This is a genomic window from Kitasatospora sp. NPDC017646 (assembly GCF_044329365.1).
Lineage (GTDB): Bacteria > Actinomycetota > Actinomycetes > Streptomycetales > Streptomycetaceae > Kitasatospora.
Genome location: NZ_JBIRJC010000024.1, coordinates 440 through 23734 on the forward strand (window position 1 = coordinate 440; position 23295 = coordinate 23734).

Annotated in this window: 18 protein-coding genes; 5 read left to right on the forward strand and 13 right to left on the reverse strand. The window is 71.6% G+C overall.

What is annotated here, in order from left to right:
- Positions 1–126: 126 nt before the first annotated feature.
- From ACH4J0_RS29505 to ACH4J0_RS29540, 8 genes are all read right to left on the reverse strand, one after another.
- Positions 127–1650: a CoA-acylating methylmalonate-semialdehyde dehydrogenase gene (locus tag ACH4J0_RS29505; RefSeq protein ID WP_396243673.1), complete on the reverse strand. Its 1524-nt coding sequence runs from the start codon at positions 1648–1650 to the stop codon at positions 127–129.
- 229 nt (positions 1651–1879) lie between these two features.
- A complete protein-coding gene (locus ACH4J0_RS29510) occupies positions 1880–2644 on the reverse strand; it encodes a hypothetical protein (RefSeq protein WP_396243674.1) in 765 nt (254 codons plus the stop codon).
- Positions 2645–2864: 220 nt separating this feature from the next.
- Entirely contained in the window at positions 2865–4259 is a 1395-nt protein-coding gene (locus ACH4J0_RS29515; RefSeq protein ID WP_396243675.1) for an NAD(P)/FAD-dependent oxidoreductase, read from the reverse strand.
- Positions 4260–4320: 61 nt separating this feature from the next.
- Entirely contained in the window at positions 4321–5124 is an 804-nt protein-coding gene (locus ACH4J0_RS29520) for an ABC transporter permease (RefSeq protein ID WP_396243676.1), read from the reverse strand.
- On the reverse strand, positions 5124–6053 hold the full coding sequence (locus ACH4J0_RS29525) for an ABC transporter permease (protein WP_396243677.1): 930 nt from the start codon (positions 6051–6053) through the stop codon (positions 5124–5126). Before ACH4J0_RS29525 ends, ACH4J0_RS29520 begins: the two co-directional genes overlap by 1 nt.
- Positions 6050–7189, reverse strand: coding sequence for an ABC transporter ATP-binding protein (locus ACH4J0_RS29530; protein ID WP_396243678.1), 1140 nt, complete (start codon positions 7187–7189; stop codon positions 6050–6052). The genes ACH4J0_RS29525 and ACH4J0_RS29530 overlap by 4 nt, the downstream gene beginning before the upstream one ends.
- Before the next feature lie 37 nt (positions 7190–7226).
- Positions 7227–8486, reverse strand: coding sequence for a spermidine/putrescine ABC transporter substrate-binding protein (locus ACH4J0_RS29535; RefSeq protein WP_396243679.1), 1260 nt, complete (start codon positions 8484–8486; stop codon positions 7227–7229).
- A gap of 60 nt (positions 8487–8546) precedes the next feature.
- A complete protein-coding gene (locus ACH4J0_RS29540; RefSeq protein WP_396243680.1) occupies positions 8547–10058 on the reverse strand; it encodes a gamma-aminobutyraldehyde dehydrogenase in 1512 nt (503 codons plus the stop codon).
- Positions 10059–10314: 256 nt separating this feature from the next.
- Between ACH4J0_RS29540 and ACH4J0_RS29545 the strand changes: the two genes are divergently transcribed.
- Complete coding sequence (locus tag ACH4J0_RS29545; protein WP_396243681.1) at positions 10315–11970, forward strand: PucR family transcriptional regulator; 1656 nt, start codon at positions 10315–10317, stop codon at positions 11968–11970.
- 20 nt (positions 11971–11990) lie between these two features.
- Here the strand turns inward: ACH4J0_RS29545 and ACH4J0_RS29550 are convergent, their stop codons facing one another.
- The 3 genes from ACH4J0_RS29550 to ACH4J0_RS29560 form a co-directional block, all read right to left on the reverse strand.
- Positions 11991–13193 carry a spermidine/putrescine ABC transporter substrate-binding protein gene (locus ACH4J0_RS29550; RefSeq protein WP_396243682.1) on the reverse strand — a complete coding sequence of 401 codons (1203 nt, stop codon included), beginning with the start codon at positions 13191–13193 and terminating at the stop codon, positions 11991–11993.
- A gap of 63 nt (positions 13194–13256) precedes the next feature.
- Positions 13257–14615, reverse strand: coding sequence for an aspartate aminotransferase family protein (locus ACH4J0_RS29555; protein ID WP_396243683.1), 1359 nt, complete (start codon positions 14613–14615; stop codon positions 13257–13259).
- A 261-nt stretch (positions 14616–14876) separates the two neighbouring features.
- On the reverse strand, positions 14877–16352 hold the full coding sequence (locus ACH4J0_RS29560) for a gamma-aminobutyraldehyde dehydrogenase (protein WP_396243684.1): 1476 nt from the start codon (positions 16350–16352) through the stop codon (positions 14877–14879).
- Positions 16353–16557: 205 nt separating this feature from the next.
- Between ACH4J0_RS29560 and ACH4J0_RS29565 the strand changes: the two genes are divergently transcribed.
- The 4 genes from ACH4J0_RS29565 (at position 16558) to ACH4J0_RS29580 (ending at position 20652) form a co-directional block, all read left to right on the forward strand.
- Positions 16558–17094, forward strand: a complete 537-nt coding sequence (locus tag ACH4J0_RS29565) for an Lrp/AsnC family transcriptional regulator (protein ID WP_063736546.1) — start codon at positions 16558–16560, stop codon at positions 17092–17094.
- The gene (locus ACH4J0_RS29570; protein ID WP_030290419.1) at positions 17091–18485 is read left to right on the forward strand and encodes an aspartate aminotransferase family protein; all 1395 of its coding nucleotides are present in this window, start codon (positions 17091–17093) and stop codon (positions 18483–18485) included. The genes ACH4J0_RS29565 and ACH4J0_RS29570 overlap by 4 nt, the downstream gene beginning before the upstream one ends.
- 232 nt (positions 18486–18717) lie before the next feature.
- Positions 18718–19473 (forward strand): ABC transporter ATP-binding protein, encoded by a 756-nt coding sequence (locus tag ACH4J0_RS29575; protein WP_396243685.1) that lies wholly within the window; start codon positions 18718–18720, stop codon positions 19471–19473.
- Positions 19474–19500: 27 nt separating this feature from the next.
- Positions 19501–20652, forward strand: coding sequence for a hypothetical protein (locus tag ACH4J0_RS29580; RefSeq protein WP_396243686.1), 1152 nt, complete (start codon positions 19501–19503; stop codon positions 20650–20652).
- A 114-nt stretch (positions 20653–20766) separates the two neighbouring features.
- Here the strand turns inward: ACH4J0_RS29580 and rlmN are convergent, their stop codons facing one another.
- Positions 20767–21867: a 23S rRNA (adenine(2503)-C(2))-methyltransferase RlmN gene (rlmN, locus tag ACH4J0_RS29585; protein ID WP_396243687.1), complete on the reverse strand. Its 1101-nt coding sequence runs from the start codon at positions 21865–21867 to the stop codon at positions 20767–20769.
- 72 nt (positions 21868–21939) lie between these two features.
- On the reverse strand, positions 21940–23199 hold the full coding sequence (locus ACH4J0_RS29590) for a phosphatidate cytidylyltransferase (RefSeq protein WP_396243735.1): 1260 nt from the start codon (positions 23197–23199) through the stop codon (positions 21940–21942).
- Between the last annotated feature and the right edge of the window lie 96 nt (positions 23200–23295).

Here is a 23295-nt window from a genome sequence, read left to right on the forward strand (position 1 = left end):
TGGTGTGGGTGGCCCGCGCCGGGCCAGCTCTTCTCTTTTCCGGGGCGTGGGTGGCGGTCTCAAACCTAGTTGAACACGCGGCCGGCCGCCCCCCGGGGGGGGGCCCGCCCGGCTGTGCCAGGTGGCTCAGCTGTTGGTGGGGAAGCCGAGGTTGATGCCGCCGTGCGACGGGTCCAGCCAGCGCTGGGTCACGGCCTTGCCGCGGGTGAAGAAGTGCACGCCGTCCGGGCCGTACGCGTGGGCGTCGCCGAACAGGGAGGCCTTCCAGCCGCCGAAGGAGTAGTAGGCGACCGGCACCGGGATCGGCACGTTGATGCCCACCATGCCGACCTCCACCTCGAACTGGAAGCGCCGTGCCGCGCCGCCGTCGTTGGTGAAGAGGGCGGTGCCGTTGCCGTACGGGTTGGCGTTGATCAGCGCCAGGCCCTCCTCGTAGGAGGCGACGCGCACGACGGAGAGGACCGGGCCGAAGATCTCGTCGTTGTAGACGGACATGCCGGGCTTCACGTGGTCGAACAGCGTGGGGCCGAGCCAGAAGCCGTCGCTGGTCGGGCTGCCGTTCCGGTCCTCGGGGGCGATCGGGTGCTTGCGGCCGTCCACGGCGAGTTCGGCGCCGTCGGCGACGCCGGACTCGACGTAGGAGGTGACCTTGTCGCGGTGCTGGCCGGTGACCAGCGGGCCCATCTCGGAGTCGCCGTTGCAGCCGGGGCCGACCTTCAGGGTGGCGATCCGCTGCTTGATCTTGTCGACCAGCTCGTCGCCCACCGGGTCGACCGCGACCAGGACGGAGACCGCCATGCAGCGCTCGCCGGCCGCGCCGAAGCCGGCGTTCACGGCGGCGTCGGCGGCGAGGTCGAGGTCGGCGTCGGGCAGCACCAGCATGTGGTTCTTGGCGCCGCCCAGGGCCTGCACGCGCTTGCCGTAGCGGGTGCCGGTCTCGTAGACGTAGCGGGCGATCGGGGTGGAGCCGACGAAGCTCACGGACTTGATGTCCGGGTGCTCCAGCAGGCGGTCGACGGCCACCTTGTCGCCGTGCACGACGTTGAAGACGCCGTCCGGCAGCCCGGCCTCCTTCCACAGCCCGGCCAGGAAGTTCGCCGCGGACGGGTCCTTCTCCGAGGGCTTCACCACGACGGTGTTGCCGGCCGCGATGGCGATCGGGAAGAACCACATCGGCACCATGGCCGGGAAGTTGAACGGCGAGATGATCGCGACCGGGCCGAGCGGCTGGCGGATCGAGTAGACGTCGATGCCGCTGGAGGCCTGCTCGGTGAAGCCGCCCTTGAGCAGCTGCGGGATGCCGCAGGCGTACTCGACGACCTCCAGCCCGCGGGCGATCTCGCCCAGCGCGTCCGAGTGCACCTTGCCGTGCTCGGACACGATGATCGAGGCCAGCTCGTCCCGGCGGGCGTTCAGCAGCTCGCGGAAGGCGAAGAGCACCGTGGTCCGCTTGGCCACCGAGGCGGCACGCCAGTCGGCGAAGGCCGAGGCCGCGGCGGCCACGGCCTGGTCGACCTCGGCGATCCCGGCGAAGTCCACCTGGCCGGCAACCTGGCCGGTGGCCGGGTCGAAGATGTCACCGCGGCGGGGCGCCGCACCGGCGGTGGCGACCGGCTTGCCGCCGATCCAGTGAATGATGTGCTTGCTCAAGTCCGTCTGCCTCCGAAGTCCCGGGCGGCGTCTTGCCACCGGTCCGGTCTGGCGCCGCCCGCGGGAGGGCCGGGCGACGGGAATTCACGGGGCTACCGCGCTCGTCTTCCAGTCTGGAGGCCGCCGGGGCGCGGCTCAACGAACAGGCTGACGGGGATCGCGGATTCAGCCTTACAGGTCGTCCGGTCGCTACTCCGAACGCCTGGAGGCCGGAGAGCGGTTCCGGGCCTCAGGACTCCTCGTCCTCCAGGTAGGGGTCGTGCAACCCGTCCGCCGCCTCCTGGGTCTCCAGCAGGTCCAGCCGCAGGTCCTGCGCCCAGGCCAGCGCCCACCGCCTGAGCCCGTCCACCGCCCCGGCCTCGACGCCCCTGGCCCGGAAGCGGCCGTCCGCCGCCTCGGCCAGCGTCTCCAGCCGGTCGGCGAGCCCGCCCGGCTGGAAGTCAGGGTCCAACTCTCCTGCCAGGGCGAGGAGTTCGCCCTCTCGGTAGTAGCACGTGAGGGCGTGCACGTCGATCAGGTCGCGCCGCATGCCCCGGTCGGCCAGCAGCACAGTGGTGAGTGCAGCCGCGTCCTCCAGGGCGACCACCGGCAGGACCACCGGCGGCTCGCCCGGCTCCAGGGAGCCGAAGTCCAGCCGGACCGGCCGGTGGCCGAGCGGTTCCTTCCGCAGCTCCACCGAGTGCGACCGCCCGCCCAGCGCCAACCGTACGGTCAGCTGCTCCAGGCGCGGCGTGCCGGGCCGCTCGGCGACCCCACCGCCCGCCGCGCGGTACGCCTCCGCCAGCGCGGCGGCCACCTCCGGCAGGTCGGCGCCGCCGGTGGCCAGGGTGAGCCCGTCCTGCGGGCAGGCCGGGACGCCGTGGGCGCGCAGCGCGTGCCCACCGGCCAGCGCCAGCCCGTACCGGGTGCAGACGGGCCCGGCCAGGGCGGCCAGGCGCAGCTGGGCGGGGCCCGGTCGGAGGGCTGCGTCGACGGCGTGCGGGGCGGTGGTCACGTTTCCAGTCTGGCCCGAGCGCCCGCCCCGCGCGCCACCACTGCGGAGCCCCCGGCTACCAGCCGCCGAGCCCGGCCGCCGCCTCGTGCAGGGCCACGTCGTGTCCCCGCCTCTCGCCGTTCGTACTGGTCGGGAGCGGCGGGATGCCGGGGCCCGCCGTCACCGAGGAGAGGGGGACGGCGGGTCCCTCTTACACGGTTCGCGGGACGGGACTGCGGGGTCAGCTGTCGAAGCCGAGCCCCAGCCGGTCGAGGGTTCGCAGCCAGAGGTTGCGGTGGCCGCCGTTGCGGTCGGCGCGCTCCAGCGAGCGGGTGGTGATCTCGATCCCGGCCCAGCGCACCGGTTCGGGCGGGAACGGCAGCGGCTTGGAGCGGACCATGTCCAGCGAGGTGCGCTCGGTGCGCTCGCCGGAGAGCAGGTCGAGCATCACCTCGGCTCCGAAGCGGGTGGCGCCGACGCCGAGCCCGGTGTAGCCGACGGCGTAGGCGACCTTGCCCCGGTACGCGGTGTCGAAGAACGCCGAGAACCGGCTGCAGGTGTCGATGGCGCCGCCCCAGGCGTGGGTGAAGCGCAGCCCCTCCAGCTGCGGGAAGCAGCGGAAGAAGTGGTTGGCCAGGGTGCGGAAGGTCTCCGGCCGCTGGTCGTACTCGTGCCGGACGTGGCCGCCGTAGTGGTAGACGGCGTCGTAGCCGCCCCAGAGGATCCGGTTGTCGGCGGAGAGCCGGAAGTAGTGGAACTTGTTGGCGCTGTCGCCGAGCCCCTGCCTGCCGCGCCAGCCGATCGCGGCGAGCTGCTCGTCGCTGAGCGGCTCGGTCATCAGCGCGTAGTCGTAGACCGGCACGACGTACGGGCGGACGCGCTTGAGCAGGGACGGGAAGACGTTGGTGCCGAGCGCGACCCGGCGGGCGAAGACCCGGCCGTACGGGGTGCGGACGGCCATGCCGCTGCCGTGCTCGCGCAGCTCGGTGGCCCGGGTGTGCTCGAAGATCCGTACGCCCTGGCCCAGGCAGGCCTCCTTGAGGCCCCAGGCGAGCTTGGCGGGGTGGACCATCGCCACGCCCTCCTTGTCCCAGAGGCCGCCGAGGAAGGTCGGCGAGTTCACCTCGGCGCGCAGCTGGTCTGCGTCCAGGACGGTGAGGTCGAAGCCGTAGCGGGCGACGGCCTCGGCGATCTCGTTCAGTTCCTCGACCTGGTGGGGCTGGGTGGCGACGTCGATCTCGCCGGTGCGCTCCCATTCGGCGTCGATGCCGTAGCGCTTGAGGGTGGCCTCGATGCCGTCGAGGTTGGCGGCGCCGAGGCGTTCCAGCTGGGCGAGTTCGGCTGGCCAGCGCTGCAGGCCGTTGCCGAAGCCGTGGGTGAGGCTGGCCGCGCAGAATCCGCCGTTGCGCCCGGACGCGGCCCACCCGACCTCGTTGCCCTCGACCAGGACGACGTCCAGTGACGGGTCGCGTTCCTTGGCGATGAGGGCGGTCCACAGGCCGGAGTAGCCGCCGCCGACGACCAGCAGGTCGCAGGTGGTGTCGCCGACCAGGGCGGGCAGCGCCTGCGGCCGGCCGGGGTCCTCCAGCCAGAAGGGGGTGGGCCTGGCGTCACTGAGTGCGCGGGCGGAGTCCATGCATTATCAGCCACTTTCTACGGATAGATGACGGTACGAGCCACCGCTGACCGACCGTGCGTCAGGCGGTGGCCTTCCGGCGGTTGCCGAGCCACTGGCCGGCGACGGTCAGCGCGACCGCGGCCACGAACATCGCGGTGCCGATGACGTTCACCTGCACCGGGATGCCGCGCTGCGAGGCGCCCCAGACGAACATCGGGAAGGTGACCGTGGTCGGGCCCGAGTTGAACTGGGTGATGATGAAGTCGTCGAAGGAGAGCGCGAAGCTGAGCAGCGCGCCGGCGGCGATGCCGGGGGCGGCCAGCGGGAGGGTGACCCTCAGGAAGGTCTGGGTGGGGGTCGCGTAGAGGTCCTGGGCGGCCTGTTCGAGTCTCGGGTCCATGCTCATCACGCGCGCCTTGACCGCCGTCACCACGAAGCTGAGGCAGAACATGACGTGGGCGATGAGGATGGTGGTGAAGCCGAAGGGGATGCGCATGTTGAGGAAGAGCGTCCCCAGCGAGGCGGCCATGACCACCTCGGGCATGGCCATCGGCAGGAAGATCATCGCGGTGGTGGCCGAGCGGCCGCGGAAGCGGTAGCGGGCCAGCGCGAAGGCGACCATGGTGCCGAGCACGGTGGCGCCGATGGTGGCGAGCACCGCGATCTGCAGGCTGAGCGAGAGCGACTGGCACATGTCGGCCACGCCGCAGGGGTTGGTCCAGGCGTCGGTGGAGAACTCGTTCCACTCGTAGTTGAACTTGCCGACCGGCTTGTTGAACGAGAAGGCCAGCACGACCAGGTTGGGCAGCACCAGGTAGGCGAGGGCCAGCAGGCCGGCGAGTACGACCAGGTGGGTGCGGACCCACTTCAGGATGCGGGACATCAGACCAGCTCCTCCGTCCCGGCCTTGCGCATGTAGACCGTCACCATGCCCAGGATGAGGGCCATCAGGATGAAGCTCAGCGCGGCCGCCGTGGGGTAGTCGAGCACGTTCAGGAACTGCTTCTGGATGCCGTTGCCGACCATCTGCTCGCTCGGCGAGCCCAGCAGCTGGGCGTTGATGTAGTCGCCGGAGGCCGGGATGAAGGTGAGCAGGGTGCCCGCGACCACGCCCGGCAGCGAGATCGGGAAGGTGACCTTGCGGAAGGTGGTGAACGGCCGGGCGTAGAGGTCGCCGGCCGCCTCGTGCAGCCGGGGGTCGATCCGTTCCAGCGAGGTGTACAGCGGGAGGATCATGAACGGCAGGAAGTTGTAGGTGAGGCCGCAGACCACGGCGAGCGGGGTGGCGAGCACCCGGTCGCCGGAGGTGAGCCCGAGCGCGTTGGTGACGTCCAGGACGTGCAGGGTGTTGAGCGCGCCGACCACCGGGCCGCCGTCGGACAGGATGGTCTTCCAGGCCAGCGTGCGGATCAGGAAGCTGGTGAAGAACGGCGCGATGACCAGGATCAGGATGACGTTGCGCCAGCGCCGGTTCGCCTTGAAGGCGATGGTGTACGCCAGCGGGTAGCCGATGACCAGGCAGAGCACGGTGGCGATGGCCGCGTAGGAGAACGAGCGGACGAAGTGCCACTTGTACTCGACCAGGGCGTCCCAGTAGGTCGAGAAGTGCCAGGTGACCTTGAAGCCCTCTTCGAGCGAGCCGGTCTGCAGCGAGGTGGACCCCTGGTACAGCATCGGCACGGCGAAGAAGACGACGAGCCAGGCGATGCCGGGGAGCAGCAGCCAGTACGGGGTGAGCCTGCGCTTCGGCTTCGAGGGCGCGTCGGGCGGCGCGAGGACTTGCGGCGGCGCGGTCGGGGTGGTGGTGGTCACGCGGCCTCCTCCGCGGTGCCCGCGTCGATGGCCTGCGCGGCGTCCAGGGCGAAGGAGTGCGCCGGGTTCCAGTGCAGCTGCACGGCGGCGCCGGGGACGATCCGGGCGTCGCGCTCCATGTTCTGCTCGAAGACGGTGACCTCCTGGCCGCCGTCGGTGCGCACCACGTACTGGGTGGAGACGCCGATGAAGCTGGAGTCGAGGACGGTGCCGGCCAGCCTGTTGCGGCCCTCGGCGACCTGCTCGGTGGCGTGGGTGATGGTGATCTTCTCCGGGCGCACGCCCAGGTGGACCCGCTCGGCCCCGGTGGCGCAGCGCGCCTTCGGCACCGCGAGGCGGGTGCCGGCCACGGTGACCAGCAGGTCCTCGCCCGCGCCGCCGGTGACCTCGGCGGGCAGCAGGTTGGACTGGCCGAGGAAGTTGGCCACGAAGGTGGTGGCGGGATTCTCGTACAGGTCGGCGGGCGCGCCGAGCTGCTCGACCCGGCCGCCGTTCATCACCGCGATGGTGTCGGCCATGGTCATGGCCTCCTCCTGGTCGTGGGTGACGTGCACGAAGGTGATGCCGACCTCGGTCTGGATCCGCTTGAGCTCCAGTTGCATCTGGCGGCGCAGCTTGAGGTCGAGGGCGCCGAGCGGCTCGTCCAGCAGCAGCACCTGGGGGTGGTTGATCAGCGCGCGGGCGACCGCGACGCGCTGCTGCTGGCCGCCGGAGAGCTGGTGGGGCTTGCGCCGGGCGTACTGGCCGAGTTCGACCAGCTCCAGCATCTCGTCGACCTGCTTCCTGACGTCCTTCCGGCCGCGTCGGCGCAGGCCGAACGCGACGTTCTCGAAGATGTCCAGGTGCGGGAAGAGCGCGTAGCTCTGGAAGACGGTGTTCACCGGCCGCTTGTACGGGGGCAGGGCGGTGACGTCCTGGCCGCCGATCAGCACGGTGCCGCTGGTGGGCTCCTCCAGACCGGCGATCATGCGCAGGGTGGTGGTCTTGCCGCAGCCGGAGGCGCCGAGCAGGGCGAAGAAGGAGCCCTGGGGGACGGTCAGGTCGAGCGGGTGGACGGCGGTGAACGAGCCGTAGGTCTTGCCGATGCCGGTGAGGCGTACGTCGCCGCCGGTCGCGTCGCGCAGCTGGTCTGTCATGGGGTGTCTTCCTGGGTCTGTCTGCCGGGAGCGGAGGTCAGGCGCCGATGAGCTTGGAGAACTTCTGCTCGAAGTCGCTCTCCTCGCCCTCGGTGAGGGTGCGGAACACGTGCGCCTTGGCCGCCATCTCGGGGGTGGGTACGACCAGCGGGTTGGCCGCGCTGTCCGGGGCGAGGGTGGCGAGCTCGTCCTTCATCCCGGTGACGGCGGAGACGAAGCCGATGCCCGCGACCAGCTGCGCCGCGATCTTCGGCTGATAGTAGAAGTCGATCAGCTTTTCCGCGTTCGTCTTGTGCCGCGCCTTGGCCGGGACCAGCATGTTGTCGGTCGAGGCGAGGTAGCCCTTCTCCGGGATGGCGAACTCGATGTCCGGGTTGTCGGCGCGCAGTTGGATCAGGTCGCCGCCCCAGGCGACGCAGGCGGCGATGTCCCCGGAGGACAGCTCCTGGCCGTAGTCGTTGCCGGTGAAGCGGCGGATCTGCTTGCCGTCGACGGCCTTCTGCAACCGGGCGACCGCGGCGTCGTAGTCGTCGGCGGTGAACTTCGCCGGGTCCTTGCCCATGTCCAGCAGGACCATCCCGATGCTGTCGCGCATCTCGGAGAGGAAGGTCACCCGGCCCTTGAGCTCGGGGTCGTCCAGCAGCTGGGAGACGCTGGTGACCTCCTTGCCCTTCGTCGCCTTGCGGTTGTAGGCGACCACGGTCTGGATGCCGGCCCAGGGGTAGGTGTAGAGCCGGCCCGGGTCCCAGTCGGGGGCGCGGAAGCGGGCGTCGACGTTGGTGATCGCGGTGGTGACGTTCGCCGGGTCGAGCTTCTGCGCCCAGCCGAGCCGGATCAGCCGGGCGGCCATCCAGTCGGTGAGCACCACCAGGTCGCGGCCCGTGTCCTGGCCGGCCGCCAGCTGCGGCTTGAGCTTGCCGAAGAACTCGACGTTGTCGTTGACGTCCTCGTTGTACTTGACCCTGATGCCGGTGGCCGCGGTGAAGGCGTCCAGGGTCCCGTGCTTCTGCTTGTCCTTCTCGTCGGTGTCCACGTACAGCGGCCAGTTGGAGAAGTCGACCTCCTTCTCGCTGTCCGAGAGGTCCTTGGCGGCGTTGGCGGTCGAGTCGCCGGTCGCCCGGGGCGCGGCGGGGATGCCGCAGGCGGCCAGGGTGCCCGCCCCGGCGGTCAGCGCGGCGGCGCGCAGCAGGGTGCGGCGGCCGACCGCGGCCCGGCCGCCGGTCAGACTGCGTTCCCAGGCCCTGCGGACCGGTTCGGGCAGGCCGTCGGTGAGCTCGTTGAACGCCTTGAACGCCATGGAACGGGCCTCCTGGGGGAAGGAAGGAGGGTGCGTGGGGGGAGCACCCGGCCGAAGGGGTTATCGGTCTCCGAAGACGGTGCGGTGCCAGTCCTTGCGGGCGACCGCGGTGGTGTCGAACATGACGTGCTTGACCTGGGTGTACTCGTCCAGCGAGTACTGGGACATGTCCTTGCCGTAGCCGGAGGCCTTGTAACCGCCGTGCGGCATCTCGCTGATGATCGGAATGTGGTCGTTGACCCAGACGCACCCGGCGGCGATCTCCCGGGTGGCGCGCAGCGAGCGGTGCACGTTGCCCGTCCAGGCGGAGGCGGCCAGGCCGTACGGGGTGTCGTTGGCCAGCCGCAGGCCCTCGTCGTCGCCGTCGAAGGGCAGCACCACGAGCACCGGGCCGAAGACCTCGCCCTGGACCACCTCGCTGTTCTGGGCCGCGCCGGTGATCAGGGTTGGGGCGTGGTAGGCGCCCCGGGTGAGGTCGGTACCGTCGTGGCCCTTCGCGGGCGCGGAGCCGCCGGTGACCACGGTGGCGTAGGAGCGGGCGCGCTCCACGAAGCCGGCCACCCGGTCCCGGTGGGCGTACGAGACCAGCGGACCGAGGTCGGTGCGGGGGTTGCGCGGGTCGCCGATCCGGACCGCCGCGTACAGCTCGGCGACCCCGGCCACGAAGGCGTCGTAGAGGGGGCGTTGGACGTAGGCGCGGGTGGCGGCGGTGCAGTCCTGGCCGCCGTTGATCAGCGAGGCGGCGACGGCGCCGTGCACCGCGGCGTCCAGGTCGGCGTCGTCGAAGACCACGAACGGGGCCTTGCCGCCGAGCTCCAGGTGGGTGCGCTTGACGCTCGCGGTGGCGAGTTCGGCGACCCGCCTGCCGACGGCGGTGGATCCGGTGAAGGAGACCATCGCGACGTCGGGGTGGGAGACCAGGTGCTCGCCGGCGGTGCGCCCGGCACCGGTGACCACGTTGACCACGCCGTCCGGGATCCCCGCCTCGGTGCAGGCCCGGGCGAACATCAGCGAAGTCAGCGGGGTCAGTTCGGCCGGCTTGAGGACGATCGTGTTGCCCGCCGCGATCGCCGGGAGGATCTTCCAGGCGGCCATCTGCAGCGGGTAGTTCCACGGCGAGATCGAACCGACCACGCCGATCGCCTCGCGCCGCACGTAGGAGGTGTGGTCGCCGGAGTACTCGCCGGCCGCCCTGCCCTCCAGGTTGCGGGCGGCGCCGGCGAAGAAGGCGGCGTTGTCGACGGTTCCGGGGACGTCGAACTCGGTGGCCAGCTTGACCGGCTTGCCCGTCTGCGCGGTCTCCACCCGGGCGAGGTCGTCCGCCGCGCCGGCCAGTACGGCGGCCAGCCGGGCGAGCGCCTCGGACCGGGCGCCCGGGGTGGCGGAAGACCAGTCGGGCAGGGCGGCCTTGGCGGCGGCGACGGCGGTGTCCACGTCCCCGGCGGTGGCCAGCGCGACCTGCTCGACCACGCTGCCGTCGGCGGGGTTGACGACCTGGAAGGGTCCGCCGCCCCCGCGGGTCTGACGGCCCGCGATGTACTGCGCGCCCGCGCCGAAGTCGGTCAGGTCCATCTGGGTTCCTCCAAGTGCCGGCGGTTCGACCGCGCGCCGCGGCGAAACGCTTCCGCAGTGGGGGTCTGCGGTCCCGCTGACCTTGCCAATTGCGGGGTTGACGTGACAAGGGTCACTTCGACAGTCTCGACACGAAGGGGCTTACAGAGTGCAAGGTTCTTCGCGGGGCGACAGGTCGTCGGGGCGATGCATGATTCACCTGACACCCTGTCCACTCCGCCCTCCTTCTTCCCCCCCCGGCCTTGGAGGCCCCGCGATGCTCCCCACCGTCGCCCGAGTGCTCGATCTGGAGGTGATGCGGCGCGGCCTGCCCCAGGTGGTGGCCGGCGCCGACCGCCTGGAGCGGCCGGTCCGCTGGGTCCACGTCAGCGAACTGCCCGACGTCGCGGGGATGCTCCAGGGCGGCGAGCTGGTGCTGACCACCGGGATCGCGCTGCCCGAGGACCGCGAGGGACTGGCCCGCTACGTCCGCGACCTGGACGAGGTCGGGGTGGCCGGACTGGTGGTCGAGTTCGGCCGGCGCTACTTCGACTCCCTGCCGCGCGCCCTCGTGCACGCCGCCGAGCAGCGCGGGCTGCCGCTGATCGCGCTCCGCCGCGAGGTGCGCTTCGTCGCCGTCACCGAGGCCGTGCACGCCCTGGTGGTCAATGCCCAGCTGGAGCAGCTGCGGGTCTCCGAATCGGTCCACCAGGTGTTCAACGAGCTGGTGGTGGAGGGCGCCGAGCCGCCCGAGGTGATCCGCCAGGTGGCCCGGATGGCGGGCGCGCCGGTGGTCCTGGAGAACCTGGCCCACCAGGTGCTCGCCCACGACACCGCCGGGCGGCCGGAGACCGAACTGCTGGAGGACTGGGAACGCCGCTCGCGCGGGGTCCGCCCGCCCGGCCGCACCGGTCACGACCCGCGCAGCGGCTGGCTGGTCACCACCGTCGGCGCGCGCGGCCAGGACTGGGGCCGGCTGGTGCTGGTCAAGGAGCCGGGCCCGCTGCCGGAGGGCGAGCCGCACCCCCACGCCATGCTGCTGGAGCGCGGCGCCTCCGCGCTGGCGCTCAACCGGCTGGTGGTGCGCGACCGGGAGAGCCTGGAACGGCAGACCCACCGCACCCTGCTCTCCGGCATCCTGACCCACGCACTGACCGTCTCCGAGGCGGCCCTGCGCGCCCAGGCGCTCGGCGTCCCGCTGGACGGCCGACGGCTGGTCGGCGTGGTGCTGCGCCAGCGCCGCGGGCCGATCCCGGCCGCGCTGGAGGCGCAGGCCCGGCTGCGCGACTTCACCGAACTGGCCGCCGGCGCGGTCCGGGCCTGCCGGCTCTCCGCCCTGGTCGGCGCGCTGGACGACGAGGGCGTCGGCCTGCTGATCGCCCTCGGTGCCCAGCAGGACGAGCACGCCGCGCTGGACGCCTTCTCGGCCACCCTGCGCCGGATGTCCGCCGAGGCCGGCCGGGAGGGCGCCGACGCGCCGGGCCCGGTGGTCGCGGTCGGCTCCTCGGTCGGCTCGGTCCGCGACGCCCGGCGCACCCTGCTGGAGGCCGCCCAGGTCGCCGACGCGGCCCTGCACGAGGCACCCGGCGGCAGCCGCACCGCCTCCTACTACCGGCTGCCGGACGTACGGCTGCGCGGCCTGCTCCACCTGCTGCGCGACGACGCCCGCCTGCAGACGTACGTGGAGCGGGAGCTGGGCCCCCTGCTGGCCCACGACGCCGAGCACCACGGCCAGTTGGTGCAGATGCTGCGGATCTATCTGGAGCAGGGCCGGAACAAGTCGGCGGCGGCCGACGCCGCCCACCTGTCCCGGCCGTCCTTCTACGACCGGCTGCACAAGGTCGAGCGGATCCTCGGCGTCGACCTCGACCAGGTGGAGTCCTGCCTGTCCCTGCACGTGGCACTGCTCGCGCTGGACGCCGTCCGCCGGTAGGGGATCAGCTCCGGCACCCCTCACACTCCGGTGATGCGCCCCCAGACCTTGTGCAGCTCCGGCCGCTCGGCCGAGGTGACGTCGCGCATGCCGTGCAGCCGGGCGCGCATCTCCTCGGTCGGGAACACCAGTGGGTTCTCGGCGAGTTCGGCCTTGTCCTTGTCCCCGCTGTCCGCCAGCACCTCGCGGGCGGCCGGCACCGGACAGATGTACTGGACGGCCGCGGCGAGTTCGGCGGCCACCTCGGGCCGGTAGTAGTAGTCGACCAGCAGCTCGGCGTTGCGCTTGTGGACGGCCCGGTTGGGGATCATCAGGCTCTCCGCCCACAGTTCCCCGCCCTCCTCCGGCACCACGAAGGCGATGTCCGGGTTGTCGGCGGTGAGTTGGACTGCGTCGCCCGAGTAGGCCTGGCAGGCGATCGCGGCGCCGGAGGCGAGGTCGCTGGTGTAGTCGTTGCCGGTGAAGCGGCGGACGTGGCCGGTGTCGACCATCTTCTGCACCAGGTCCATCGCCCGGTGCGCGTCGTCGTCGCTGAACCGCCCGATGTCCGCACCCTGGGAGAGCATCAGCAGCCCGAGTGCCTCGTCCAGCCCGGCGAACAGGGTGATCCGGCCCTTGAGGTCGGGCGCCCACAGGTCGGCGGTGGACCTGAGCTCGCGGCCGAGGGCCTTGCGGTTGTACGCGATGCCGGTGATCCCGGACTGCCAGGGCACGCTGCACCGGCGCCCCGGGTCGAAGACCGGGTTCGCCAGCTGCGGGTCCAGGTTGGCGGTGACGTTGGGCAGGTTGGCCCGGTCCATCGCCTGCACCCAGCCGAGCGAGACGTACCGCCCGGCCATCCAGTCGCTGATCACCATGAGGTCCCGGCCCGGGTCGGCGCCCTGGGTGAGCACCGGGCTGATCTTGCCGAAGAACTCGTCGTTGTCGTTGATGTCCTCGGTGTAGGTGACCTCGATCCCGGTCTTCTCGCTGAAGGCGTCCAGGGTCGGGCGCCTCCCCTGGTCGTCGGTGTCGATGTACTGGGTCCAGTTGGAGAAGTTCAGCCGCTTGTCGCGATCTGAGCGGTCCGGCGCCGAGCGGCGGTCCTCGGCGACGTACGCGGACGGGATGCCGCAGCCGGTCAGGGTGCCGGCGCCGAGCAGCGCGGCCCCGCCGAGCACCGAACGTCGGCGAAGGGCACGGGAGTGGGGGAGGCGTCGGGTCAGGGTGGTGCTGCTGGACATGGGGGCCTTCCGGAACGTGGGACGGCCCCGGACACGCCGTCCGGGGCCGTCCTGGGAGGTACGTCAGACAGTGTGCGCGTCGGTGAGCGACAGCACCTCGTCCAGCACCGCGAGGCCGGCCTTGGCCTCCTCCTCGGTGACGGTGCACGGCGGAACGACGTGGAAGCGGTTCATGTTGACGAACGGCCAGAGCCCGCGCCGCTTGCAGGCGGCGGCCAGCTCGGCCATCGGCGCGTTGTCGGCACCCGCGGCGTTGTAGGGGACGAGCGGCTCGCGGGTCTCCCGGTCCTTCACCAGGTCGAGCGCCCAGAACACCCCGAGGCCGCGCACCTCGCCGATCGAGGGGTGCCGCTCGGCCAGCTCGCGCAGGCCCGGGCCGAGCACCGTCTCGCCGATGTGTTTGGCGTTCTCGACGATGCCCTCCTCCGCCATGGCGTTGATGGTGGCCACCGCGGAGGCGCAGGCCAGCGGGTGCCCGGAGTAGGTGAGTCCGCCGGGGAACGGCCGCTCGGCGAAGGTGGCGGCGATCTCGGCGTTGATCGCCACGCCGCCCAGCGGGACGTAGCCCGAGTTGACGCCCTTGGCGAAGGTCATGAGGTCCGGCACGACGCCCCAGTGGTCGGCGGCGAACCACTCTCCGGTGCGGCCGAAGCCGGCCATCACCTCGTCCAGGACGAACACGATCCCGTACCGGTCGCAGATCTCCCGCACCCCGGCCAGGTAACCCGGCGGCGGGACCAGGATCCCCGCGGTGCCGACCACCGTCTCCAGGATGACGGCCGCGACGGTGCCCGGCCCCTCGAACGCGATCACCTGCTCCAGGTGCTCCAGCGCGCGTTCGCACTCCTGCGCCTCGTTCTCGGCGTGGAAGTTGGAGCGGTAGGCGTACGGGCCCCAGAAGTGCACCACCCCGGAGACGCCGGTCTCGTTGGCCCAGCGCCGCGGGTCGCCGGTCAGGGCGATCGCGTTGGCGGTGGCGCCGTGGTACGAGCGGTAGGTGGACAGCACCTTCTGCCGGCCGGTGTGCAGCCGGGCCAGCCGGATGGCGTTCTCCACGGCCTCGGCGCCGCCGTTGGTGAAGAAGATCTTGTCCAGGTCGCCGGGGGTGCGCTCGGCGATCAGCCGGGCCGCCTCGCTGCGCGACTCGACCGCGAAACCGGGGGCGATGGTGCAGAGCTTCGCCGCCTGCCCCTGGATCGCGGCGACCACCTTCGGGTGCTGGTGGCCGATGTTGGTGTTGACCAGCTGCGAGGAGAAGTCGAGGTAGCGGTTGCCGTCGTAGTCCCAGAAGTACGAGCCCTCGGCGCCGGCCACCGCGAGGGGGTCGATCAGCGCCTGGGCGGACCACGAGTGGAAGACGTGCGCGCGGTCGGCTGCCTTGACGGCCTGGCCGGCGGCTGAGTCAGCGGTGGGGATGCTCATGCCGGTAAGGCTAGGGCCGCCCGTGCCCGAAGGGCAGTTTCATCCTGTCAGCCGGTCGCCCGAGCCGCCGACAAGGTGCAAAGCGACAGGGCCCGGGGTGAGAACGCCCCGGGCCCTTCGTCAGTTCGGACGCTGCTGCTTCGATCGGATCGCGGTCATCCTGCGCCCAACGGTCATGACCCGCTAGATCGCGGTCATCCTGCGCCCAACGGTCATGACCCGCTAGATCGCGGTCATCCTGCGCCCAACGGTCATGACCCGCTAGATCGCGGTCATGACGTGCTTCACCCGGGTGTAGTCCTCGAAGCCGTAGGACGACAGGTCCTTGCCGTAGCCGGACTTCTTGAAGCCGCCGTGCGGCATCTCGGCGACCAGCGGGATGTGGGTGTTGATCCAGACGCAGCCGAAGTCCAGGCGGCGCGACATCCGCATGGCGCGGGCGTGGTCCTTGGTCCACACCGAGGAGGCCAGCGCGTACTCGACGCCGTTGGCGTACTCGACGGCCTGGTCCTCGTCGGTGAACTTCTGCACGGTGATGACCGGGCCGAAGACCTCGTTCTGGATGATCTCGTCGTCCTGGTTCAGCCCGGAGACGACGGTCGCGGCGTAGAAGTAGCCCTTGTCGCCGACCCGGTGGCCACCGGCCTCGACCTTGGCGTGGGCGGGCAGCCGCTCGATGAAGCCGGCGACCTGCTTCAGCTGGTTGGCGTTGTTCAGCGGGCCGTACAGCACGTCCTCGTCGTCCACGCCGCCGGTCTTGGTCTCGGCCGCGGCCTTGGCCAGCGCCTCGACGAAGGCGTCGTGGATCGACTCGTGCACCAGCACGCGGGTGGCGGCGGTGCAGTCCTGGCCGGCGTTGAAGTAGCCCGCCACCGAGATGCCCTCCACGGCCTCGGCGATGTCGGCGTCCTCGAAGACCACGACCGGGGCCTTGCCGCCCAGCTCCAGGTGGACGCGCTTGACGTCCTTGGAGGCGGACTCGGCGACCTGGATACCGGCCCGGACCGAACCGGTGATGGAGGCCATCGCCGGGGTCCTGTGCTCGACCATCAGCTTGCCGGTCTCGCGGTCACCGCAGATGACGTTGAAGACGCCGGCCGGCAGGTCCAGGTCCTTCAGGATGCCGCCGATGATCTCGGCCAGCAGCACGGTGGAGGCCGGGGTGGTGTCCGAGGGCTTCAGCACCACGGTGTTGCCCGCGGCGATGGCCGGGGCGAACTTCCACACGGCCATCATCATCGGGTAGTTCCAGGGCGCGACCTGGGCGCAGACACCGACCGGCTCGCGGCGGATGATCGAGGTCATCCCGTCCATGTACTCACCGGCGGCCTTGCCCTCCAGCAGGCGGGCCGCACCGGCGAAGAAGCGGATCTGGTCCACCATCGGGCCGATCTCCTCGGAGAGGGTCAGCCCGCGCGGCTTGCCGGTGTTGCGCACCTCGGCCTCGACGATCTCGTCGGCCCGGGCCTCGATCGCGTCGGCGATCTTGAGCAGCAGCTTCTGCCGGGTGCTCGGGGTCGCGTCGCGCCAGGCCGGGAACGCCGCGTCGGCCGAGGCCATGGCGGCGTCCACGTCAGCGGCACCGGACAGCGGCGACGTCGCGTACACCTCACCGGTGGTCGGGTCGACGATGTCGAGCGTGCGGCCGTCTGCCGCGTCGACGAACTCACCGTTGATGTAGTTGCGCAGCGTACGAAGGTCGCTCACGGGTCTCTCCTCGGTCTGGGCCTGCGGCATTGCAGATTCCGGCGCCATGGTACGTCGGCGGCTGCGGCCTACGAAGGGCGCCGAGTGGCCGGGCCCGTAGCGGCGCGGTCCACTGGTGGCGGAATGCGCGGCGCCCTGCGAGGGTGCGCGCGTACCGTGCCAGGGTAGCCGCAAGACTGCCGGTATCGACAGACGTAGCGCTCATGAGCGATGAAATCCGTACGGGATTTCCAAGATCACGACGAAATCAGCAGCTTCCACGCTTGCGAACAGGAGAACGATCAGGCACAGTGGCCGCGTGGCCAACCGCGACCGGAACGCGAGCGTTCCCCTCGACGCCGCCTCCAAGGCGATCATCGAGCAGCTCCAGGAGGACGGGCGCCGCCCGTACGCCGCCATCGGCAAGGCCGTCGGCCTGTCCGAGGCAGCCGTACGGCAGCGCGTCCAGAAGCTGCTCGACCAGGGCGTGATGCAGATCGTCGCCGTCACGGACCCGCTCACCGTCGGCTTCACCCGCCAGGCGATGGTCGGCATCCGGGTCGAGGGCGACATCGAACCCGTCGCCGACGCGCTGGCCGCCCTCGACGAGGTCGACTACGTCGTCTGCACCGCAGGCTCGTTCGACCTCCTGGCCGAACTGGTCTGCGAGGACGACGAGCACCTGCTCGAACTGATCAACAAGCGCATCCGCGCGCTTCCCGGCGTGCGGAGCACCGAGAGCTTCGTTTACCTGAAGCTCCGGAAACAGACCTACACCTGGGGCACCCGATGACAGCCGACCCGGCGCAGAAGGACCTTTCCAAGACCGCCTACGACCACCTGTGGATGCACTTCACCCGCATGTCGTCGTACGAGAACTCCCCCGTGCCGACCATCGTCAAGGGCGAGGGCACGTACATCTGGGACGACAAGGGCCGGAAGTACATCGACGGCCTGGCCGGCCTGTTCGTCGTGCAGGCCGGTCACGGCCGCACCGAGCTCGCCGAGGTCGCCGCCAAGCAGGCCAAGGAACTCGCGTTCTTCCCGATCTGGAGCTACGCGCACCCGAAGGCCGTCGAGCTGGCGGAGCGCCTGGCCAACTACGCCCCGGGCGACCTGAACAAGGTCTTCTTCTCCACCGGTGGCGGCGAGGCCGTCGAGACCGCCTGGAAGCTCGCCAAGCAGTACTTCAAGCTGATCGGCAAGCCGACCAAGTACAAGGTCATCTCCCGCGCCATCGCCTACCACGGCACCCCCCAGGGCGCGCTGTCCATCACCGGCCTGCCGGGCCTGAAGGCCCCGTTCGAGCCGCTGGTGCCGGGCACCCACAAGGCCCCGAACACCAACATCTACCGCGCCCCGCACTACCTCGAGGGCCCCGACGGCACCGTCGACCCCGAGGCGTACGGCCGCTGGTGCGCCGACCAGGTCGAGGAGGCCATCCTCTTCGAGGGCCCCGAGACCGTCGCCGCCGTCTTCGTCGAGCCGGTGCAGAACGCCGGTGGCTGCTTCCCGCCGCCGCCCGGGTACTTCCAGCGCCTGCGCGAGATCTGCGACCGCCACGACGTGCTGCTGGTCTCGGACGAGGTCATCTGCGCCTTCGGCCGCCTCGGCACCATGTTCGGCGCCGACAAGTTCGGCTACGTGCCGGACATGATCACCTGCGCCAAGGGCATGACCTCGGGCTACTCCCCGATCGGCGCCACGATCATCTCCGACCGCATCGCCGAGCCGTTCTACAAGGGTGACAACACCTTCCTGCACGGCTACACCTTCGCCGGCCACCCGGTCTCCTCGGCCGTGGCGCTCGCCAACCTCGACATCTTCGAGCGCGAGGGCCTCAACCAGCACGTGCTCGACAACGAGTCGGCGTTCCTGGGCACCCTGAGCAAGCTGCGCGACCTGCCGATCGTCGGCGACGTCCGCGGCAACGGCTACTTCTACGGCATCGAGCTCGTGAAGGACAAGGTCACCAAGGAGACCTTCAACGACGAGGAGACCGAGCGCGTGCTCTACGGCTTCCTCTCGAAGGCCCTCTTCGACAACGGCCTGTACTGCCGCGCCGACGACCGTGGCGACCCGGTCGTCCAGCTGGCCCCGCCGCTGATCTCCGACCAGTCGACCTTCGACGAGATCGAGCAGATCCTGCGGACCAGCCTCACCGACGCGTGGGCGAAGCTCTGACCCCCTGAGCCCTCTTCCCCACCCTCCGCCGAAGGGCGGTCCCGCTCCCCGCGGGACCGCCCTTCGGCGCACCCGCCACCGCCACCCCACCGAACATCACAGTCGCACGACCAAACATGCCTGAATGCGGGTGATTTGCCCGTGATGGCCCAGAGCGCCGCAACCGCCACCGGTCCCGGTCGTTCTAATCTGACGACTGTCATATCCCTGCGGCCACCCAGGATGGAACCTCATGTCAGCGTCACCGCCTGACAACGACGTGCTGTGGGCCCGAGGGATCGTCAAGTCCCACTACGGCACCCCCGCTCTGCGCGGCATCTCCATCGGCGTCCGGGAGGGCGAGGTGCTCGCCGTCACCGGCCCGCGCGGCTCCGGCAAGAGCACCCTGCTCGGCTGCCTCTCCGCCCAGCTCCCGGTCGACGAGGGCGAGGTCTGGTTCAACAGCGCCCCCGTACACACCCTCGGCCGGGCCGGCCGCGAACGGCTGCGCCGCGACCGCTTCGGCTTCGTCGGCTCCGAACCGCACCTGGTGCCCGAGCTGACCGCCCGCGAGAACGTCGCCCTGCCGCTGCTGCTCGCCGGAGCCGGCAACAAGGCCGCCTACACCGCCGCCGACGAGTGGCTCGAACGCCTCAACGTCGGCGACATCGGTCGGCACCGCCCCGACCGGCTGGTCCAGAGCCAGTGCCAGCGGATCGCGGTCGCCCGCGCCCTCGCCCCACTGCCGAACGTCGTCTTCGCCGACGACCCCACCGCCCCACTGCACCGCGAGGCCGCCGACCAGGTCCTGCGGATACTGACCAGCGCGGCCCGCTCGCACCAGCTCACCCTCGTCCTGGCCACCCACGACCCCGAGCTCGTCCGGTTCGCGGACCGCGCCGTCGCCCTCGTCGACGGACGGTTCACCGCCCCCGCCGCCCCCGTCCCTCGCGACACCACCGCCCCGGGCACGGCCGGTGCCACCGCCGCCACGGCCATCCGCCACTGACGGCGCCGAGCCGCTGAAAGAGTCGACGTGTTCTACCTCCGTCTGGCCCGGGGCTACCGGGCGCCCGACCTCGGCCGCTGGCTGCTCACCACGCTGGCGGCCGCCGTCGTCGCCGCCTTCCTGCTGCGCTCCCTCGGCCGGGCGCTGAGCGAACCGATCGGCGGCGCCGATGCGCTGGTGCGACTGCTCTGGTGCCTGCCCCCGCTCACCGCCGTGGCCTGGTTCGCGGCCGTCGCCGCCCGCTCGGTGCCCGCCCGGCGGCCCGAGCGGATCGCCGGTCTCACCGCCGCCGGGGCCGGCTCCCGGCGGATCCGCACCCTGATCGCCGGCGAGGTCACCCTCGCCTGCACCCTCGGCAGCGTGCTCACCCTGCTGCTCTTCCTGGTGCTGCGCAACGACATCGCCGGGCCCTCGCTCGCCCCCGACCTCGGCATGGGCGTGCCGCTGCCGGCCGCCGCGCCGGTCACCCTGCTCGCCCTGGTCCCGCTCACCGCCGGCATCGCCGCCGGCTACTCGGTGCCCGTCGCGGAGACCCTGCCCGGCGGCCGCGCCCGCGGCCGCACCGGCTTCAGCCCGCTGCGGATCGCCGCACCGATCGGGCTGGTGGTGATCGGCGCCGCGCTCGAACTCATCGCACTGCGCCCCGGCGCCCCCGCCGACGGCCGCCCGATCCACCTGCCCGCCGGACTCGGCACCACCAGCACCGCCGCCCTCGGCGGCTGGGCCGGCGGCGCGCTCGGCCTGGCCCTGCTCACCGGCCCGCTTCTCGCCTGGACCGGACGGCTGCTCGCCGTCGGCCGACCCACCCCGCTGCGGCTGCTGGCCGGACGCGGCCTCACCGCCCAGGCCCGCCGGCTCGGCCCGCCGCTGGCCGTCCTCACCCTGGTCGTCGCCCTGGTGCTGACCACCATCCGCTACTGGATCGGCACGCCGGACAGCGCCGACGCGCTGCCCGCCATCGAGGCCTGCCTGGTGCTCGGCTGCGCGGCCGCCGCGGTGATCGCCCGGCTCGCCGAGGTCCGCAGCGACCGCCGGGAGGTCACCGAAGCGCTGCTGCGCCTCGGCACCTCACCCCGGCTGCTGTTCGGCGCGGTCGCGCTGCGCACCCTCGCGGTGGGCACCACGCTGCTGCTGACCGGCGGGGCGACCGCCGCGCTGGCGGCCGCCGGACTGCGGTAGACCGCCCGCTGGGCCCGGCTGTCCGGACCGCCTGTACAGGCCTGTCCACTCGGCGCGCCCGCACGGACCGCTCGCACGGACCGCCTGCACGGACCGCCTACTCGACCCGCCTGCTCAGCCCGCCGCGGCGAGCTGGCCGCAGGCGCCGTCGATCTCCTGGCCGCGGGTGTCGCGGACCGTCGTCGGCACGCCGTGCGACTGGAGCCGACGGACGAACTCCCGCTCGTCCTCGGGCCGGGAGGCCGTCCACTTCGAACCCGGGGTCGGGTTCAACGGGATCAGGTTGACGTGCACCCTGTTGTTCTTGATCAGTCGGCCGAGCAGGTCCGCCCGCCACGCCTGGTCGTTGATGTCCTTGATCAGCGCGTACTCGATGGAGATCCGGCGGCCGGACTTCTCCGCGTAGTTCCAGGCCGCGTCCAGCACCTCGGCGACCTTCCACCGGGTGTTCACCGGGACCAGCTCGTCACGCAGCTCGTCGTCCGGGGCGTGCAGCGACAGCGCCAGGCGGCAGCTGAGACCCTCGTCGGCCAGCCGGTTCATCGCCGGGACGAGGCCGACGGTGGAGACCGTGATGCCGCGCTGGGACAGGCCGAAGCCGTCCGGCGCCGGGTCGGTCAGCCGGCGGATCGCGGCCAGCACCCGGTTGTAGTTGGCCAGCGGCTCGCCCATGCCCATGAAGACCACGTTGGACAGCCGCGCCTCGCCGCCCGGGATCTCACCGGCCTTGAGCGCGCGCATCCCGGCCGCGATCTGCTCGACGATCTCGCCGGTGGACAGGTTGCGGGTCAGCCCGGCCTGGCCGGTGGCGCAGAACGGACAGTTCATGCCGCAGCCCGCCTGCGAGCTGATGCACATGGTGACCCGGTCGGGGTAGCGCATCAGCACCGACTCGACGAGCGTGCCGTCGAACAGCTTCCACAGCGTCTTGCGGGTGGTGTCGTCGTCGCACGAGACGTGGCGCACCACCGACATCAGCTCGGGCAGCAGGCTCTCGGTGAGCTTCTCCCGGCTGGTGGCGGGGATGTCCGTCCAGCTCGCCGGGTCGTTCGACATCCGGCCGAAGTAGTGGTTGGAGAGCTGCTTGGCGCGGAACGGCTGCTCGCCCAGCTCGGCGACGGCCTCCTTGCGCTCGGCGGGGCTCAGGTCGGCGAGGTGTCGCGGGGGCTTGGCGCCGCGCGGCGCGACAAAGGTGAGTTCTCCGGGCTTAGGCATGGTTGTTCCAGTGTCGCAGACGCGCGGGGGCCCCGGACGCCTGGCGTCCGGGGCCCCGTCACCACGCTCCGGTCAGCTGCCGACGAAGGCGGCCAGCAGCAGCCAGACCACCGGGGCGGTCGGCAGCAGCGAGTCCAGCCGGTCCATGATGCCGCCGTGGCCGGGCAGCAGCGTGCCCATGTCCTTGATCCCGAGGTCGCGCTTGATCATCGACTCGCCCAGGTCACCCAGGGTCGCGGTGACCGCCGCGCAGCCGCCCAGGATCAGGCCCTGCCACCAGCTGCCGCCGTCGATGATCAGCTGCATCAGCACGGCACCCGCCAGCATCGACAGGCCGATGCCGCCGGCCAGGCCCTCGCGGGTCTTGCCGGGGCTGATCGTCGGGGCCAGCTTGGTCTTGCCGAACTTGTAGCCCACCGCGTAGGCGCCGGTGTCGCTGCAGATCGTGACGATCAGGAAGAGCACGATCCGCTGGGGGCCGTCGTCGGCGGCCAGCATCATCGCCACGAAGGTCGCCAGGAAGGGCACGTAGAAGGCGGTGAACACGCCCGCCGTTATGTCCCGGAGGTAGTTCTCCGGCGGCTGGGCCATCCGCCAGACCATCACCGCCAGCCCGGTCAGCGCCAACGAGGCCGCGGCCCACTGGACGCCGGCCCAGTAACCGCAGGCGACCATCGCGACGCCGCCCACCACCAGCGGAACCAGCGGGGCCTTGATCTGCTTGCGCTCGGCGAGCCGGGTGGTGAGCTCCCAGCTGCCGACCGCCACCGCGGCCATCACGACGAACAGGAACAGCGCCTTCACCACGAACAGCGAGGCGATGATCACCGCGCCCAGGCCCACCCCCACGCCTATGGCGGCCTGGAGGTTACGGCCGCCGCGCTGCTTGCGCGGCTCCGGCTGCGGGGCGGGCTGGGCGGCCACTGGTGTCTCCTGCCCTGGATGGGACGACGGCACGAAGGGGGGCTGCCCGGCCGCCCGGTGGCTCTGCGGCGGCGCGGGATGCACAGGAGCCCCCGGGTACGGCGGGAGGCCGTGGCCGGGGGTGGGGGGGACGTCGTCGGATATCGCGCGCAGCACGACCGTCTCGGTCACACCCGGCGGCGCCGGCTCGGGCTGCTCGTCCCGGAACAGCGGGCCACCGGGTCCCTGGTGCCGGCCGGCAGCCTGCTGCTGACCGGGCGCCTGGTGCCGGCCGGGAGCCTGCTGCGCACCGGGCGCCTGGTGTTGCCTGTGGGCCTGCTGCTGACCGGGCGCCGCCGACGGGCCCCGGGCCGGACCGCGGTCGGGCGCGCCCGAGTGCGGGCCGGGACCGGCCGGTACGGGAGGCATGACCTGAGTCTCCTCCGCGTCGCCGCCCCAGTACACCGGAGGCTGCTGCGAGTGATCCGAACGGAGGCCCTGGTCCCCCGGGGCGGCACCCGGCAC

Coding starts and splice junctions, on each gene's coding strand:
- ACH4J0_RS29515 (WP_396243675.1), bottom strand. CDS start 4,259: ATGGACTCCGCCCGCGCACTCAGTGACGCCAGGCCCACCCCCTTCTGG.
- ACH4J0_RS29520 (WP_396243676.1), bottom strand. CDS start 5,124: ATGTCCCGCATCCTGAAGTGGGTCCGCACCCACCTGGTCGTACTCGCC.
- ACH4J0_RS29530 (WP_396243678.1), bottom strand. CDS start 7,189: ATGACAGACCAGCTGCGCGACGCGACCGGCGGCGACGTACGCCTCACC.
- ACH4J0_RS29535 (WP_396243679.1), bottom strand. CDS start 8,486: ATGGCGTTCAAGGCGTTCAACGAGCTCACCGACGGCCTGCCCGAACCG.
- ACH4J0_RS29540 (WP_396243680.1), bottom strand. CDS start 10,058: ATGGACCTGACCGACTTCGGCGCGGGCGCGCAGTACATCGCGGGCCGT.
- ACH4J0_RS29545 (WP_396243681.1), top strand. CDS start 10,315: ATGCTCCCCACCGTCGCCCGAGTGCTCGATCTGGAGGTGATGCGGCGC.
- ACH4J0_RS29550 (WP_396243682.1), bottom strand. CDS start 13,193: ATGTCCAGCAGCACCACCCTGACCCGACGCCTCCCCCACTCCCGTGCC.
- ACH4J0_RS29555 (WP_396243683.1), bottom strand. CDS start 14,615: ATGAGCATCCCCACCGCTGACTCAGCCGCCGGCCAGGCCGTCAAGGCA.
- ACH4J0_RS29560 (WP_396243684.1), bottom strand. CDS start 16,352: ATGCCGCAGGCCCAGACCGAGGAGAGACCCGTGAGCGACCTTCGTACG.
- ACH4J0_RS29570 (WP_030290419.1), top strand. CDS start 17,091: ATGACAGCCGACCCGGCGCAGAAGGACCTTTCCAAGACCGCCTACGAC.
- ACH4J0_RS29575 (WP_396243685.1), top strand. CDS start 18,718: ATGTCAGCGTCACCGCCTGACAACGACGTGCTGTGGGCCCGAGGGATC.
- rlmN (WP_396243687.1), bottom strand. CDS start 21,867: ATGCCTAAGCCCGGAGAACTCACCTTTGTCGCGCCGCGCGGCGCCAAG.
- ACH4J0_RS29590 (WP_396243735.1), bottom strand. CDS start 23,199: ATGCCTCCCGTACCGGCCGGTCCCGGCCCGCACTCGGGCGCGCCCGAC.